General features: G+C 62.3%; 16 protein-coding genes. 3 read left to right on the top strand and 13 right to left on the bottom strand.

The features are described 5' to 3' along the window. Positions 1-47: 47 nt before the first annotated feature. Both Q0859_RS11165 and Q0859_RS11160 read left to right on the top strand, forming a co-directional pair. A complete protein-coding gene (locus Q0859_RS11165) occupies positions 48-506 on the top strand; it encodes a CIA30 family protein (protein WP_299151085.1) in 459 nt (152 codons plus the stop codon). 148 nt (positions 507-654) lie between these two features. Further along, the gene (locus Q0859_RS11160; RefSeq protein ID WP_299151082.1) at positions 655-1,545 is read left to right on the top strand and encodes an adenylate/guanylate cyclase domain-containing protein; all 891 of its coding nucleotides are present in this window, start codon (positions 655-657) and stop codon (positions 1,543-1,545) included. On the opposite strand, the gene Q0859_RS11155 is transcribed toward Q0859_RS11160, so the two are convergent. The 9 genes from Q0859_RS11155 to Q0859_RS11115 all read right to left on the bottom strand — a co-directional run bounded on the left by Q0859_RS11155 (position 1,542) and on the right by Q0859_RS11115 (position 11,011). Further along, a complete protein-coding gene (locus Q0859_RS11155) occupies positions 1,542-2,774 on the bottom strand; it encodes a mandelate racemase/muconate lactonizing enzyme family protein (protein ID WP_299151081.1) in 1,233 nt (410 codons plus the stop codon). The genes Q0859_RS11160 and Q0859_RS11155 overlap by 4 nt on opposite strands. A 50-nt stretch (positions 2,775-2,824) precedes the next feature. Then, positions 2,825-3,916, bottom strand: a complete 1,092-nt coding sequence (locus Q0859_RS11150) for a Zn-dependent alcohol dehydrogenase (RefSeq protein WP_299151080.1) — start codon at positions 3,914-3,916, stop codon at positions 2,825-2,827. Positions 3,917-3,998: 82 nt separating this feature from the next. Next, positions 3,999-5,231 (bottom strand): TCR/Tet family MFS transporter, encoded by a 1,233-nt coding sequence (locus tag Q0859_RS11145; RefSeq protein WP_299151078.1) that lies wholly within the window; start codon positions 5,229-5,231, stop codon positions 3,999-4,001. Next, complete coding sequence (locus tag Q0859_RS11140; protein WP_299151076.1) at positions 5,228-6,550, bottom strand: lyase family protein; 1,323 nt, start codon at positions 6,548-6,550, stop codon at positions 5,228-5,230. Before Q0859_RS11140 ends, Q0859_RS11145 begins: the two co-directional genes overlap by 4 nt. A 3-nt stretch (positions 6,551-6,553) precedes the next feature. After that, a complete protein-coding gene (gene pcaD, locus Q0859_RS11135; RefSeq protein WP_299151074.1) occupies positions 6,554-7,342 on the bottom strand; it encodes a 3-oxoadipate enol-lactonase in 789 nt (262 codons plus the stop codon). Between the two features lie 6 nt (positions 7,343-7,348). Then, complete coding sequence (locus Q0859_RS11130) at positions 7,349-8,542, bottom strand: endonuclease/exonuclease/phosphatase family protein (protein WP_299151072.1); 1,194 nt, start codon at positions 8,540-8,542, stop codon at positions 7,349-7,351. Beyond that, the gene (locus Q0859_RS11125; RefSeq protein ID WP_299151071.1) at positions 8,539-9,510 is read right to left on the bottom strand and encodes a threonine/serine dehydratase; all 972 of its coding nucleotides are present in this window, start codon (positions 9,508-9,510) and stop codon (positions 8,539-8,541) included. The genes Q0859_RS11130 and Q0859_RS11125 overlap by 4 nt, the downstream gene beginning before the upstream one ends. Beyond that, positions 9,507-10,325 carry an alpha/beta hydrolase gene (locus Q0859_RS11120; RefSeq protein WP_299151069.1) on the bottom strand — a complete coding sequence of 273 codons (819 nt, stop codon included), beginning with the start codon at positions 10,323-10,325 and terminating at the stop codon, positions 9,507-9,509. Before Q0859_RS11120 ends, Q0859_RS11125 begins: the two co-directional genes overlap by 4 nt. Next, positions 10,325-11,011, bottom strand: a complete 687-nt coding sequence (locus Q0859_RS11115; protein ID WP_299151067.1) for a haloacid dehalogenase type II — start codon at positions 11,009-11,011, stop codon at positions 10,325-10,327. The genes Q0859_RS11120 and Q0859_RS11115 overlap by 1 nt, the downstream gene beginning before the upstream one ends. Positions 11,012-11,148: 137 nt before the next feature. Between Q0859_RS11115 and Q0859_RS11110 the strand changes: the two genes are divergently transcribed. Further along, positions 11,149-11,583: a peptidylprolyl isomerase gene (locus tag Q0859_RS11110; protein ID WP_299151065.1), complete on the top strand. Its 435-nt coding sequence runs from the start codon at positions 11,149-11,151 to the stop codon at positions 11,581-11,583. 72 nt (positions 11,584-11,655) lie between these two features. Here Q0859_RS11110 and Q0859_RS11105 read toward each other — a convergent pair whose 3' ends face one another. From Q0859_RS11105 to fabA, 4 genes are read right to left on the bottom strand one after another with little or no spacing between them, the layout of a single operon-like run. Beyond that, complete coding sequence (locus Q0859_RS11105) at positions 11,656-12,036, bottom strand: hypothetical protein (protein WP_299151063.1); 381 nt, start codon at positions 12,034-12,036, stop codon at positions 11,656-11,658. 53 nt (positions 12,037-12,089) lie between these two features. After that, the gene (locus Q0859_RS11100) at positions 12,090-12,881 is read right to left on the bottom strand and encodes an enoyl-ACP reductase (protein ID WP_299151060.1); all 792 of its coding nucleotides are present in this window, start codon (positions 12,879-12,881) and stop codon (positions 12,090-12,092) included. Between the two features lie 9 nt (positions 12,882-12,890). Next, positions 12,891-14,120 (bottom strand): beta-ketoacyl-ACP synthase I, encoded by a 1,230-nt coding sequence (gene fabB / locus Q0859_RS11095; protein WP_299151057.1) that lies wholly within the window; start codon positions 14,118-14,120, stop codon positions 12,891-12,893. A 37-nt stretch (positions 14,121-14,157) separates the two neighbouring features. Next, a complete protein-coding gene (fabA, locus tag Q0859_RS11090; RefSeq protein ID WP_299151055.1) occupies positions 14,158-14,667 on the bottom strand; it encodes a bifunctional 3-hydroxydecanoyl-ACP dehydratase/trans-2-decenoyl-ACP isomerase in 510 nt (169 codons plus the stop codon). Positions 14,668-14,803: the final 136 nt, after the last annotated feature.

The raw sequence follows: 14,803 nt of genomic DNA, 5'->3' as shown, positions 1-14,803 counted from the left end.
GTGCACTGCTGATGCTGGGCACCGCGTCATGGGCGCAGGAGAGCGTGATGGAATTGACCCCCACTTGGGAATATGTGGCCGATACGGTCATGGGCGGTGTCTCGACCGGGCAACTCGATTTGGGTCCCGTCGAGGGACGCGACGCTGCACGGCTGACCGGTACGGTGTTGCTGGACAACAATGGCGGCTTTGTGCAGATGGCCTTTGACACCGGGACAGTGGGGGCTGACCGCTATACCGGACTTGAAATCGACGTGCTTGGCAACGGCGAACCCTACGAGGTGCGGCTGCGTACTAACGATCTGACGCGGCCCTGGCAGGCGTATCGCGCGGTCTTCACAGCACCGCCCGCGTGGACCACGATCAGGCTGCCCTTTGACAGCTTTGCCACACACCGAACCGAGGCCCCATTGGACCTGGCGCAACTGCGCCGGATCGGGGTGCTTGCCATCGGGCGGGCCTTTGAGGCCGACATTGCCATCGCGCAGATGCGGTTCTATCGCTAAGCGACATTGGATCACAGATTGGGGACCTGCCACCAAATATAGTGACGGGGCGGCGACGGGCGTGTAATCATAGAGGCGTTAAAGCAAACGATTTGAAAACACAGATGGCCATATTGAACGCGGCCGCATTTCTGGGGGATGCAGTGGCATGAGTATTGAGCGCGCGATCCTGCTCGCTGATGTGTCGGGCAGCACGCCTTTGTATCAACGCTATGGTGACGCCGAAGCCAGCCGGATGGTGTTTGAATGCGTCGAGGGGATGCAGCGGATCGCCACTGAAACGGGGGGCGAATTTGTGCGCTCCAAAGGCGACGATGTGCTGTGCCTTTTCGAATCTGCCGATCACGCCATGGCCGCCGCACGCGGGATCCTTGAACAAGGGGCACGGGGCGAAGTGTCGGTGCATGCGGGCCTGCATTGGGGCACCGTATTGTGGCGGGGTGAAGAGCTGTTTGGAAATGCCGTCAACGTCGCGGCCCGCCTGGGCGGGCAGGCCAAAGAGAACGAAGTGCTGATGAGCCGCGAGTTGGTCGAACATGCGTCCGCCAGTGAAACATCCGATTTGCGGTCGATGGGCGAAATCACCTTGCGGGGGACGGATGCGCCGACCGAGATCTTTGCGATGTTGGCCGAGATTGACGATGATGAGGACGGCGTGACCAGTTTCATGTCGCAATCGACTGTCTTTACTGCCCGTCAGCGCGAACACGTGGCCAAAACCACCCTGCGCCTGTCCTTTGAAGACTGGGCGCAGGACATTCCCGAGGGGCGCGAGCTGAAAATCGGACGCTCGACCCAGTGTGATCTGGTCATGTCCTATGCCTGGGTGTCGCGGGTGCATGCGGCCATCTCGGTGCGTGGTGGCATCGTGGAATTCAAGGACAGCTCGTCAGCGGGCTGCACCCTGACCATCGGGACCCACCCCGAGTTTTTCATCCGCCGTCAAACGGTCGCTCTGACCGGCAGCGGTGTGATCGAATTGGGAAGCAACGCGGCAGGCGACAACCGCCCCCGGATCAGATTTGAGGTCACCGGCTAGTCCCTTGGTGCGGGTGCACCCCCTTCGAAATTGTTGCCATCGGCATAGTTACAGGGGTCTTCCTGCATCTGCAAATGCAACCCGTCGCCGGTATAGGGATGCGCACGGGCGAGGCCTTCGTCCACCTCGATCCCCAAACCGGGGGTTGTCGGCGGTGTGATGAACCCATCCTCGACCCGGATTGTGCCCCCGATCAGCTGGTCGTGGAATGGCGTTTCAATCGTTTCGCACATCAGAATGTTCGGGATGGAGGCGGCCAGATGTATGTTGGCCGCCCACTCAATGGGGCCCGCATAAAAGTGCGGCGCGATCTGCGCGTTGTAGACTTCGGCGATGGCGGCGACCTTTTTCATCTCCCAGATGCCCCCGGCCCGACCCAGGGCAGGTTGCAGAATGCTCGCAGCTCCGGACCGCAGGATGGGCGCGAATTCAGCCTTGGTTGTCAGCCGCTCGCCCGTGGCCACGGGGATGCGCACGGCGCGGGCAACCTTGGCCATTTCCTCGACCGCATCGGGTGGGATCGGCTCTTCGAACCAGAGGGGGGAGTAGGGCTCAAGCGCCTGACCCAGACGGATCGCACCTGCGGTGGTGAACTGCCCGTGGGTGCCGAACAGCAGGTCCGCACGATCCCCGACCGCAGCGCGGATCGCCTTGCAGAACGCGACCGACATCGAAATGTCGCGCATCCCCGGCATGTGCCCGCCGCGCATCGTATATGGGCCTGCGGGGTCGAACTTTACGGCCGTAAAGCCACGTTCCACGCAATCAAGTGCCGATTCTGCCGCCATCTCGGGCGAGGTCCAGAACGCGTCCAGCCCGTGATGGGGCAGGGGATAGAGGTAGGTGTAGGCGCGGATGCGGTCATTCATGCGGCCCCCGAGCAGTGCATGCACGGGGCGGTTTCGGGCTTTGCCAAGGATGTCCCAGCACGCAATCTCAAGGCCCGAAAACGCGCCCATCACCGTCAAATCGGGGCGTTGGGTAAAGCCCGAGGAATAGGCGCGGCGAAACATCAACTCGATATTTTCGGGGTTCTCCCCAGCCATATGCCGGGCGAACACGTCTTCGATGACGGCCCGCATCGCGTCCGGCCCGACGGAGGAGGCATAGCATTCGCCCCAACCCACGATCCCGTCGTCTGTCGTCAACTTGACCAAGATCCAATAGCGCCCACCCCATCCGGGTGCTGGTGGTGCGGTGACTATGATGTCGAGATCACGCAATTTCATGGGCTGGGGTCTTTCATTCTCTGGTTCAACAGCTGGGCCTCTGAGCGTTTCTAGCGGTCAAACATGATGACGTTCCGGCGGGCTTTGCCACCTTTGGTATCCGCAATCGCCTCGTTGATCTGATCCAGCGACCAGCGGCCCGAGATCAGGCTGTCCAGTTGCAAGCGCCCCTGTTGGTAGAGATCAACCATCCATGGAATATCGCGCTGGATGACCACATCACCCATCTTGGAGCCGATCATGCCCTGCCCGATGGCGGCCAGCACCGCAGGCTCGTACGATGCCTCCGCACCGGATGGAGGCATGCCGACCATCACGACCTTGCCGCCGCGCCCCATGAACCGGGGGGCCTGTTCATAGGCGGGGATCGCGCCAACGGTGACAATCACCGCCTCGGCACCCTTGCCGCCAAGCGCCTTGTAGCTGGCGCGCCACGGGGCGTTTTGAGTGGCGAGCACGCCGTGGGTTGCGCCGAATGCCTTGGCGTCCTCCAGCTTGTCCTCGGTCATGTCCACGGCCACGATGCGTCGCGCCCCTGCGATACGCGCGCCCTGAATGGCGTTCAGGCCCACGCCGCCTGCGCCGATCACGACCACGTCCTGGCCTGCGCGCAGGCCTGCCGCGTTCACCACCGCGCCGACGCCTGTGATCACACCGCAAGCGATCAGGCTGGCCGCATCCTTGGCGATCTCGCCCGAGATTTTGACCAGTTGGCGTTGGTCCACGACCACCTTTTCGGCAAAGGCCCCGCAGGCCATCGCCTGATGCAGTTTGCCGTCATCTGCGGTGCGGATCGGCCCCTTGTCCCCGTCATAGGGGGTTTCGCAAATCGTCGGCTTCCCACCCGCGCAAGACGGGCAGGTGCCGCAGGACCGGATCAGGGTGACAACGACGCTGTCGCCGGGGGCGAGGTCCACGACGCCGGGGCCAACCGCGCTTACGATCCCCGCCGCCTCGTGGCCATAGACCGCAGGCAGCGATCCCCCCCAGATCCCTTCCGCATAGGAAATGTCGGAATGACAGATCGCCACGGCGTCAAGGCAGACCTCGACCTCACCCGTTTCGGGCGCGCGCAGCAGGATGTCTTCGATCACAAGGGGGGCGCCAAAGGCGTGGCATACGGCGGCTTTGATGGTCTGCATGGGCGATCCTTGCTGGCGCTGTCAGTGTTGTCTTTCAAGGACGGTGGCGCAGCCTGTGCGCCCTCGCAAGACCGAATGCGACTTATTGTGACGCAGGCGGCTCGGGAATGGGTGTCTTGTAGGTGATTTTCCCGGCGCGCAGGAAGATGAACAGCCCAATTGCGATCAGAACGCCGGACAAAAAGAACGACGATCCCGGCGCATAGATCGGTGCGCCCGGTTCGGTGAAGGCATAAAACACGTAAGTCATCACCATGGGCGATATGATCATCGCGAGGGCCGACACCGAGGTCAGCGCCCCCTGCAATTCGCCTTGTTGATTGTCATCGACCGCCTTGGACATGATCCCCTGCAAGGCGGGTGTGATCACGGCCGGCAGGGCGGCGAGCGGTGTCAGGATCAGCAGCCATGTCCCCGAACTGACCACTCCGATCAGCAGGAACACGATCACATCCGCGCCGTGCCCGTAGATCACCGCGCCCCGCTCGCCAAGGGCGCGCAGGATGGGCCGGATCAAGCCGCCTTGAACGACTGCCATGGCAATGCCGAACAATCCCAGGGACAGCCCGCGCATGCCCGGTGACCAGTCAAAGCGTTCGAGGGTGTAGTAGCTCCAGATCGCGGGGTAGACGCCAAAGGCCACCTGATAGAAGAAGAACACGACCAGCAGCGGACCCAGACCGGGCAGTCGTGCGAGGTATTTGAACAGCCCGAACGGGTTCGCGCGCCGCCACTCAAAGGGTCGGCGAATGCGATCATCCACGGTTTCCTTGAGCACGAAATACCCAAATACCGCGTTGGCCGCCGCCAATCCTGCCGCTGCATAAAACGGCGCGCGCGTGCCGTATTCGGCGAGTGCACCCCCGATCATGGGACCAAAGACAAAGCCCATCCCGAACGCCGCCCCGATCAGTCCAAAATTCGCGGCCTTTTCGCCGGGTTTCGAAATGTCAGCCATGTAGGCATTGGCGGTGGACTGTGTGGCGGCGGTGATCCCGCCCACGACCCGCCCCGCGAGCAGCAGCCAGATCGATCCGGCCACAGCCATCACCAGATAGTCGGCCGTCATCACCACAAGCGACACCAACAGGATGGGCCGCCGACCGAACCGATCCGACAGCGCCCCGATCACCGGGCCGAACAGGAATTGCATGGCCGCAAATGTCGCTGACAGAATCCCGCCCCAGACGGCTGCTGACCCGATGCCTGCGCCGCGCACCTCCTGCACGAGATCGGGCATGACCGGCACGATCAGCCCAATGCCCATCGCATCCAGCATCACGGTGAACAGGATAAAGAGGACAGGCAGTTTCAAAGCTGTGCCACCCGGTCCGCAAAGCGGCGTGCATCGTCGGGGGCGTGGCCCATCTGGGCGCTTGGCTCGAACAGATCAGAGGAGAGATCGGGATATGCGGCCTGCGCCACCGCTTCGAGTGTATCGCCTGTTTCGATGGCGGCTGCGACCAGTCGTTTGGTTTCGCTTTGGGCCTCCGGGCGGGTCATGCGCGCGGTCAGCACAAAACTCAGGGCTTCGGCATGCACAAACCCTTGCCCTGTCACATTGCCCGTCATTTGGCCCGGTACGGGCGCGGCGCTGTCCATGACCTGCACAGCGGTTTCAATGGCAGATGCCGTTGTCAAAGCGATCTGGGGCAGCACCATCCATTCCGTGAACCACGCCGCCCCGTCCCGTTGGTATTGATGTGCGGCGGCCATCTGCAAACTGGTGCGCAGGCCTGCGATTTGATTTTGGCACGCCACCAGAAGGGAGGGACCGACCGGGTTCTGTTTTTGGGGCATGGTTGATGACCCACCCGCCCCGCCAAGCGTCACCTCGGCTGTGTCTGATCCGGCCAGCCCGATCAGGCTGTGCCCCATCCCGCCAAGGGTTGCGACCACATCTGCCATCCAGTCGGTGATGCGCAAGATTGGCCCGCGATCCGTGTGCCAACCGCGCCCCGGATCGCCCAGACGCAACGCTTCGGCCAAGGCTGCTCGGGTGGCGGGCGCGTTAGGGCCAAGGGCGGATGCAGTGCCCGATGCACCACTGAGCGAGACCCAAAGGGCGCTTGCGCGCACCGCCTCCAACCGCTCGACCGCCTCCAGCAGCGGATTGCCCCATTGCGCCAGCACAGCCCCCCAAGAGGTCACAGTCGCATGTTGCCCATAGGTGCGCGCGGCCATGGGCAGGCCGGCATGTGCGTGGGCCTCGGACCCCAAATGGGTCAGTAGCGCGCGCAGACGATCCTCCATCACGGCCAGGGTTTGACGCAGGCGCAGCATCAGGGCGGTGTCGATAATGTCCTGACTTGTGGCCCCCCAATGGGCGTATTGGGCGTGCTCGGGCGCCTCCATCGCGGTACGAAACGCGGCAACAAGCGCCGGCACGCTGACGCCGTTGGTGCCCGTTGCCTCGGCCAACCCGGCGGGGTCAATCTGCACCTCAAGGCTTGAGCGGTGCACGAATGCGGCGCTGGTCTCGGGGATGATGCCCTGGGCCCCTTGCACCTTGGCCAATGCCCCCTCAACCACCAGCATTGCACGCACTTCGGCGCTGTTTGACCAGAGGCGGCCCACCTCTCCGGTCGGAAAAAGGCCGCTGTAAAGAGGAGATGAAAACACACTCGCCGCCATGGATCAGATATGCCCCGTGGCGCGCATGAAATCGGTCAGGACCTGCGCGTATTCCTCGGGCTGCTCGACACAGGGCAAATGGCCTGCGCGGCGGATGAGGTGGAATTGGCTGCCGGGCACCAGATTGACGGTTTCGCGCACCAGATCGGGCGGCGTTGCGCCATCCTCGCTGCCCGCAATCCCGAGGGTGGGCAGGCGCAGCGTCGCGGTGGCTGCATAGAAATCCGTGCCGGAAATTGCGGCTGAACACCCCGTGTACCCCGCATCTGGCTGACGGACGAGCAGGTTGCGCCACAGCTCCAGTTCGGGTGTCGCAAGGAAGGCGCGGGAAAACCACCGCTCCATCGTGGCATCCGCAAGTGCCTCGATCCCGCCGGCCTCGACCGCTGCAATCCGGTCGCCCCACATGTCCTTGGTGCCGATCTTGGCCCCGGTGTTGGACAACACCATGGCACGGACCAGATCAAGGCGCTTGACGGCCAGACCTTGGGCAATCAACCCGCCGATGGACAGGCCGACAAACAGCGCATCGCGAAAGCCCAAGCGATCCATCAACCGCTCCACATCGCCCACAAGGCTGCCCATCGCATAAGGTGCCGCAGGGCAGGCGGACAGGCCATGCCCGCGCTTGTCATAGCGCAGGATGCGCAGACCGTGAGGCAGCAGCGGCAGGATCGGGTCCCACAGGCGCATGTCGGTCCCAAGCGAGTTGGCAAAGACCACCGGCGCGCCATCGTCGGGGCCATCAATGCGGTAGTGCAGGGTAACATCGCCCAGATCAGCCATATGCATTTGGTTTCAGTCCTTTAGACGGATGTGGGCGATGATCTGGCCATGATCCGAGGCCAGCTTGTTATAGGGGGCCTCGGCGTGGCTGCCATCGGTCAGATGATCGTTCAGCACGCTGAAATATTCCATATGCCCGATGCTATCGGGGGTATCGGCGAGAAAGTGGCGGGACATATAGATCTGGTCAATGCTCTCATACACCCCGCCAAATGCCGCCGTATAGACCATGTCGCGGGCCGAGCTGCGCACGAATTGTTTTTCGGCTGAATGCAGGCGGACCTTTTCAATGGCCTCGCGGATATAGGCATCTTCGTCCTCGGAATAGCGGTCGCGCGGGGTTTGGGCGTCGTGGCGCAGCATCCAGGCGTAGTTTTTGAACGGATGTTCACCGCTGATAATCTCGGAACTGACCGCATGTTCGCCGTCGTTGAAATCGCCCATGACCATGACAGGGTGGCCCTGATCCAACTCCGCGACAATGGCACGGCGCAGCACCCAGGCCTCGGCCATACGGCGCAGTGCGGCGCGCGCACCACCAAGGGCGCGCCCCACGGGGTCATATTGGGTGAGGTCGACTTCGGGCGGGAAAGGCGCGCCTTCGGGGCGGACAAATTCGCCCAGTTTGGATTTGAGATGGCAGTTGAACACGGTGATCACATGGCCCGCGACGGGTACCCGCACCTTGAGGATCGGGCGGCTGAGCCGTGTAAGGCGGAAATGTCCGCCTCCCCCTGCGTCACCCATGGAACCAAAGTCGATATCGACAGGTTCGGACAGATCTTGGATCACCTCAGGTGCGCCCACAAAGCCAAAGCGGGACAGGATCGCAACGCCAGGGCGGCGCTGACCGGGGCCGCCATCATTGACGTTGGGGGCAACGGCCAAAGCGGCGTCAGTGTAGGGGCGATAGGCCAGTTTGCGAAAGATGGCCTTGCGCCGATAACGTTTGTTGGGGCCGGGGATGTGGGCGTCGTTTCCGGCAATCCCGTCGGCATCCGCCATGTCGATCACGTCGCGCAGCGCGCTTTCCTCAAAGACTTCCTGAAAGCCGACGATATCGGCGTCCATGGTCTGAAGCTGTTCGGCCAGCCAATCGGCTTTCCATGCGTATTCTTCGGGCGTGTAACTTTGAAATTTGTAATATTCCTGATCCGCCCCGATCAGGTTTTTGACGTTGAAACTGGCGATAGTGAAATGGGTCATGCAAGGCTCCGGAGTGCGCGGGCGAACAGGTCAGGATCAACATTGCCGCCCGAGATTGTGATGATCACGTCCTCGCCTTCTATCTGGTCCGCGCGACACAAAGCGGCAGCAAGTGCGACGGCCCCACCCGGTTCGGCCACCAGTTTGAGGCGCAGGAACGCGTGGGCCATGGCGGCCAGCGCCTCATCTTCGCTCACCACCAGACCGGGGCCGCACAGCCGCTGCATGATTGGGAATGTGATGTCGCCGGGTTGCGGGGTGATGATCGCGTCACAGATATTGCCCGAGACGGCGTTGTTGCGTTCGATCCCGCCCGAACGCAGGGACCGCGCCACATCATCAAACCTTTCAGGCTCGACCGGGCGCACGCGCAAGCCGGGCGCTTCGGCCTCAAGCGCCAGGGCGATGCCGCTGGTCAGCCCGCCGCCGCCACAACACACCAACACGTCGGCTACTGTGACGCCGAGGGCCTCGGCCTGGGCTGCGATTTCCAGCCCCGTCGTGCCCTGGCCTGCGATGACTTGCGGTTCATCAAAGGGTTTGATCAGCGTCAGGTCCCGTTCTGCTGCGAGCTGTGCGCCGATGATATCGCGATCCTCGCTGCCACGTTCGTACAGGACCACCTCAGCGCCCAGAGCTTGCGTGTTCTCGATCTTGAGCGCGGGGGCGTCACGGGGCATCACGATCACCGCTGGCACGTCGTGCATGTTTGCCGCCAGTGCAACGCCTTGGGCGTGATTGCCGCTGGAAAAGGCGATCACCCCCGCCGTGCGGATTGCAGGATCGAGCGCGGACAGGGCCGACCACGCGCCGCGAAACTTGAAGCTGCCGGTGTGTTGCAGACATTCCGGTTTGATCCACACCCGCCGCCCCGCGATCTTGTCGATAAAGGGCGAATTCAGCAGCGGGGTGTGGCGCGCATGCCCGTTCAGGCGGGTGGCCGCAGCGCGGATCATCTCGATATTCATGTGAGGGCTTCTATCCATCTGTGCAGGGCCGCGAGGGCTTCGGGTTCGTCCAGAAACGGCACGTGGCCGCGCCCAGGGACCTCGGCAGCGATTATGTCGGGGCGACGATCCTGCATCTTGCGGACCGTGTCTGCGCTCAGCAGATCGGAGCCTGTGCCGCGGATCACGCAGATTGGTTTGCCCGCAAGCGAGTCGAAAAAGGGCCACAGGTCTGGCATGTCCCCACCTGCCTCGACCGCATCGCGCAGGTGGGGGTCATAGGTGATGTCAAGCCCCTGATCCGTCTCGACAAAATGAGTTTGGGCCTCTTGCATCCAGCGGGTTTGGGGGACCCCTTCGAACCCTTTGAGGATATATGGCAACGCAGCGGCCACTTCGGCATGGGTGCGGGCGGCAGGGCGGCGGCCAAGGTAGGTCATTATGCCTTCAAGACCTGCGGGGTCGAGTTCGGGACCCACATCATTGAGAGCGGCACCGAGCAGCCGATCAGGGGCGGCAGCGGCCAGGCCCATGGCGTTCAATCCGCCGCGTGAGGTGCCAAGGATCGCGCAGGATGCAAGCGACAGATGGTCCATCAGCTCCATCACGTCGCGGATTTCGATAGGCAACACGTAGTGGGCCCATATGTCGTCCCATTGCGATTGGCCCCGCCCGCGATAGTCCATCTTGATCAGGCGACAGAGGGGCAGGTGGGGGGTGACGTATTGGAAATCCTCGGTGGTGCGGGTGAGGCCCGGCAGGCACAGCAGCGGCAGCCCCGCCCCCTCGTCGGTGTAAAACAGTGACAGGCCGTCCGAGGTGGTGAAGGTTGCCATCAAACACCTGCCAGTTCTGGAATGCCGGTGAGGTCGTCGAGGCGATGTCTGGGTGTCCATGGCAGGCGATCGACAGGATCACCTGCGCGGTTGACCCAAGCGGTTTCAAAGCCGTACCCGGTGGCTGCCGCCGCATCCCAGCCATTTGAGGACACGAACAGAACCTCATCCTTGGCGCATCCAAAGCGTTGCCCGACCAGATCATAGACCCGCGCGCCGGGTTTGAAGATGCCAACCGATTGCACAGACAGGCTGTCGTCGAGAACATCCGCGATGCCCGCGGATTGCACAGCACCGTCGAGCATGTCGGGTGACCCATTGGACAGGATCGCAGTGTTCAACCCTGCCGATTTTAGGGCGCGCAACATCGCGGGCACTTCGGGATAGGCCTGCAATTCCCAATAAAGCGCCAGCAGCCGGTCCCGCAGGGCAGCGTCATCGCCGTGCCCGACCTTTTCAAGCGCCCAGTCCAGCCCTTCTTGGGTGACTTGCCAGAAATCGGTATGCGCCCCGGTGACGGCCCGCAGCCAGGTGTATTGCAACTGCTTGAGCCGCCAATGTTCGGCGAGGGTTGGCCATGTGTCCCTGATCGATGCAAAGGCGGGTTCGGTGGCGGCCTGCCGGGCGGCGGCGGCCACATCAAACAGGGTGCCATAGGCGTCAAAGATACAGGTGGTGATGGGCATGGGCGGTCTTCCTTTTTGAGGCAGAGTGGCACGGAGCGGCGCGCGCGAAAAGGGGGCAGGTGGGGTTTACCCGACTGGTATGCGTGCGCGCAGTGTGGCACGCTGCTGATCGGACGGAATATGTTGGGAGACAAGGCATGGCCGAGATCAAAGACGGCGACACGGTGCGCATTCACTATACCGGGACATTGGTGGACGGCACTGTGTTTGACAGCTCGGAGGGGCGCGACCCACTCGAGTTCGTGGCCGGGTCTGGTCAGATCATCTCGGGCCTTGATGTGGCGCTGATCGGGATGCAGCCGGGGGAAAAGAAGGTTGTGAACATCGCCTGCGATCAAGCCTATGGCCCGCTGAACCCGGCCCTGCGTCAGGGGGTGCCGCGGGATGCGATCCCCGAAGAGATTCCGCTGGAGCTGGGTTTGCAGTTGCAGATGCAGACACCACAGGGTCAGCCCATGCCGGTCACGGTTGTGGATATCGGCACCGAAGAGGTCATGCTGGATGCCAACCACCCGCTTGCGGGCAAGGACCTGACCTTTGATTTCGAAGTGGTGTCTGTTGATCCCAAGTGACGCTGTGCAGACGTTGTTTGCCGTATGGGGAAAGACGTCCCGCCCATCATCCCATGCGCCAAGCCGCCCAGATTATCCGCCGGGATCAAACGTGCTCAGGGTGTGCCCGATCGCGTCCGCTTGCGCCTGGGTGTCATTGCCGGGCGGCGACGTACCATGACCGGGCAAGGTATTGCCCCGTCGCACCGGCACCTTGTCGGTCAGCATGATGCGTGTCTGAACCTCACTGGGTTTGGCAAAGACCCGGTCAGGTGACCCGGCCCGAGGTGTGTCATGCGCCCAGGCGATCACATCCTCGACCACATTGGGATAGGCACGCAGTCCCAGCATCAAAACCACACCCATCAGCGAAAAGATCAGCCGCCCCAACCACTTGGAGAGTTGCGTCCGCCGCGCGCGCCGCTTGAGCACACGTGCGTGTTTGTCTGATGAATGTGTCTCTACCGCTGTCATGGGGCCGAGCCTAGCCTCAAGACGTGACCAAACTATGAACTAATTTTGGAGAATTAGAGGTGGTCCGGCTGTGGCATCCCAAGCACGTGGAAGCCGCCATCGACGCGGATGATCTCTCCGGTTGTGCAAGCCCCGGCTTCGGAACACAGGTAAACGGCGGTGCCGCCGACCGCCTCAAGCGTCGCGTTCGAGCGTAGGGGGGCGTTGAGGTCGGTGTGTTTGTAGGTCTTGCGCGCCCCGCCAATGGCGGCACCCGCCAGCGTTTTCATCGGCCCCGGCGAAATTGCATTCACCCGGATCCCCTCGGGCCCAAGGTCGTTGGCCAGATAGCGTGTAGCAGATTCCAGTGCGGCCTTGGCCACGCCCATCACGTTGTAATTCGGCACGACCCGGTTGGACCCCTGATAGGTCAGCGTCAGCAAGGTGCCGCCGTTTTCGATCATCAGCGGATGGGCGCGCCGGGCCACTTCGATGAAGGAATAGGCCGAGATGTCCATCGAGTGTTTGAAATTGGCGCGGCTGGTGTTCAGGAACCGGCCTGTGAGCTCGGATTTATCTGAAAACGCAATGGCATGGATCACAAAGTCAATCGTGGGCCAACGCGCCTCAAGCGCATCAAATGCGGCATCGAGTGAGGCATCATCCGTCACATCCACGTCCACCATGAAGTCCGAACCGACGCTGGCTGCCAGTGGCTCAAGTCGCTTGCCAAATGCCTCGCCCTGATAGGTGAACGCCAATTCGGCCCCGGCCTCGGCCATGGCCTTGGCAATGCCCCATGCAATGGATCGATCATTGGCGACGCCCATCACAAGGCCGCGTTTTCCTGAGAGCATTCCAGCCATATTCAATACTTACCCGTGAAATTTCGAAAGGATCATCGACCCGTTGGTGCCACCAAATCCGAATGAATTGGTCATAACGGAATCAAGCCCCGCTGCCGCCTTCATCTGCGTCGCAATCTCGGCCGGGTCCAGGCCGGGGTCGAGCGTCTCGACGTTGATCGAAGGCGTGATAAAATCGTTGTCCAGCATCAAGAGGCTAAAGATTGCCTCAAGTGCGCCTGCGGCCCCCTGGGCGTGCCCCGTCATCGATTTGGTTGAACTGACAGGCGGCGTGGTGCCTTGGCCAAAGACGCGGCGCACGGCCTCGATCTCGCCCACATCACCGACCGGGGTCGAGGTGCCATGGGCGTTGATATAGCTGACCTTGCGGTCCTCAGGCAGGGTCGACAGCGCCACACGCATCGCCCGCTCGCCGCCTTCGCCTGAAGGGGCCACCATATCGTGCCCGTCGGATGTGGCAGCGTAGCCTGTGACTTCGGCGTAGATCTTGGCCCCGCGTGCGCGGGCGTGTTCCAATTCCTCAAGCACGACGATCCCGCCGCCGCCCGAGATCACGAACCCGTCGCGATCTGCGTCAAAGGCGCGGCTCGCCCGTGCGGGGGTGTCGTTGTATTTCGAGGACATCGCGCCCATCGCGTCAAAGAGGCAGGACAGCGTCCAGTCCAGCTCCTCGGCACCGCCTGCGAACATAACGTCCTGCTTGCCCAGCATGATCTGTTCGGCGGCATTGCCGATGCAGTGCAGCGAGGTCGAACAGGCCGAGGTGATCGAATAGTTGATGCCCTTGATCTTGAAACCCGTGGCCAGGTTCGCGCTGATGGTCGAGGACATGCACTTGGGCACGGCAAAGGGGCCGATGCGTTTGGTGGCACCGGTTTTCAACACAGTCTGATGTGCCGCCAGCATGGCCGAGGTCGATGGGCCGCCCGAGCCTGCCACAAGACCGGTGCGCGGGTTCACGATGTCGCTTTCTTCGAGCCCCGCATCCGCAATCGCCTGGGTCATGGCGATATGGGCATAGGCCGCACCGGGCCCCATGAAGCGCAAGGTGCGTTTTTCCACGTGATCAGCCACGTCCAGCTTGAGCGTGCCTGCGATCTGGCTGCGAAAGCCGTGTTCGGCCATCTCTTCGCTGGCTTCAATCCCGCTGGCGCCTGCCTTGAGAGAGGCCAAAACCTCGTCCACGTTCGTGCCGATAGACGACACAATCCCCAATCCGGTGACGACGACGCGACGCATGTTCATGGTCCTTTTGTTGCTTTGGTGACGGGCACGCTTAACTTTCGGACAGCGCGACCTTCATGTCCTTGACCTGATAGATCACTTCGCCGTCGGCTTCCACCCGCCCGTCGGCGACACCCATCGTCAGGCGGCGGGTTTGGACGGCCTTGGTGAAATCCACATGGTAGGTCAGCATCTTGCGATCCGGGCGGACCATGCCGGTCAATTTGACCTCGCCCACCCCAAGCGCATAGCCGCGCCCCTGCCAGCCGCGCCAGCCGAGGTTGAAGCCGGTCAGCTGCCACAACCCGTCAAGACCCAGACAACCGGGCATGATCGGATTGCCCGGGAAATGGCAGTCAAAGAACCACAGATCAGGGGTGATATCAAACTCGGCCACGATGTGCCCCTTGCCGTGTTCACCGCTATCGCCGGACACGTCCGTGATCCGGTCCATCATCAACATGGGCGGTTCGGGCAATTGCGCATTGCCGGGGCCAAACAGCTCGCCACGGGCGCACTTGAGCAGGGCGTCTTTGTCGAAACTCGTTGGATATTCTGCCATTCTGGCCTCGTTTATTTGCGCACATGTCCCGCGTGGCGGGGTCAGGCCCGTCTAGCACTGGGAACGCAAAAAGCGCAAGAGCAGGGGCCATGAGGCACACTTGCCATCCCGCACATTCTTCAGGCACTCTCGGAAC

This window comes from uncultured Tateyamaria sp. (assembly GCF_947497045.1).
GTDB lineage: Bacteria > Pseudomonadota > Alphaproteobacteria > Rhodobacterales > Rhodobacteraceae > Tateyamaria.
This window is presented reverse-complemented; position numbering and strand designations above follow the sequence as displayed.

Excerpts from the sequence above, each read along its gene's own strand:
- Q0859_RS11115 (WP_299151067.1), bottom strand. The coding sequence starts at position 11,011 with ATGCCCATCACCACCTGTATCTTTGACGCCTATGGCACCCTGTTTGAT.
- Q0859_RS11130 (WP_299151072.1), bottom strand. The coding sequence starts at position 8,542 with ATGACCCATTTCACTATCGCCAGTTTCAACGTCAAAAACCTGATCGGG.
- Q0859_RS11140 (WP_299151076.1), bottom strand. The coding sequence starts at position 6,550 with ATGGCGGCGAGTGTGTTTTCATCTCCTCTTTACAGCGGCCTTTTTCCG.
- pcaD (WP_299151074.1), bottom strand. The coding sequence starts at position 7,342 with ATGCATATGGCTGATCTGGGCGATGTTACCCTGCACTACCGCATTGAT.
- Q0859_RS11160 (WP_299151082.1), top strand. The coding sequence starts at position 655 with ATGAGTATTGAGCGCGCGATCCTGCTCGCTGATGTGTCGGGCAGCACG.
- Q0859_RS11155 (WP_299151081.1), bottom strand. The coding sequence starts at position 2,774 with ATGAAATTGCGTGATCTCGACATCATAGTCACCGCACCACCAGCACCC.
- Q0859_RS11120 (WP_299151069.1), bottom strand. The coding sequence starts at position 10,325 with ATGGCAACCTTCACCACCTCGGACGGCCTGTCACTGTTTTACACCGAC.
- Q0859_RS11110 (WP_299151065.1), top strand. The coding sequence starts at position 11,149 with ATGGCCGAGATCAAAGACGGCGACACGGTGCGCATTCACTATACCGGG.
- fabA (WP_299151055.1), bottom strand. The coding sequence starts at position 14,667 with ATGGCAGAATATCCAACGAGTTTCGACAAAGACGCCCTGCTCAAGTGC.
- Q0859_RS11125 (WP_299151071.1), bottom strand. The coding sequence starts at position 9,510 with ATGAATATCGAGATGATCCGCGCTGCGGCCACCCGCCTGAACGGGCAT.
- Q0859_RS11165 (WP_299151085.1), top strand. The coding sequence starts at position 48 with ATGGAATTGACCCCCACTTGGGAATATGTGGCCGATACGGTCATGGGC.
- Q0859_RS11105 (WP_299151063.1), bottom strand. The coding sequence starts at position 12,036 with ATGACAGCGGTAGAGACACATTCATCAGACAAACACGCACGTGTGCTC.
- Q0859_RS11150 (WP_299151080.1), bottom strand. The coding sequence starts at position 3,916 with ATGCAGACCATCAAAGCCGCCGTATGCCACGCCTTTGGCGCCCCCCTT.
- Q0859_RS11100 (WP_299151060.1), bottom strand. The coding sequence starts at position 12,881 with ATGGCTGGAATGCTCTCAGGAAAACGCGGCCTTGTGATGGGCGTCGCC.
- fabB (WP_299151057.1), bottom strand. The coding sequence starts at position 14,120 with ATGCGTCGCGTCGTCGTCACCGGATTGGGGATTGTGTCGTCTATCGGC.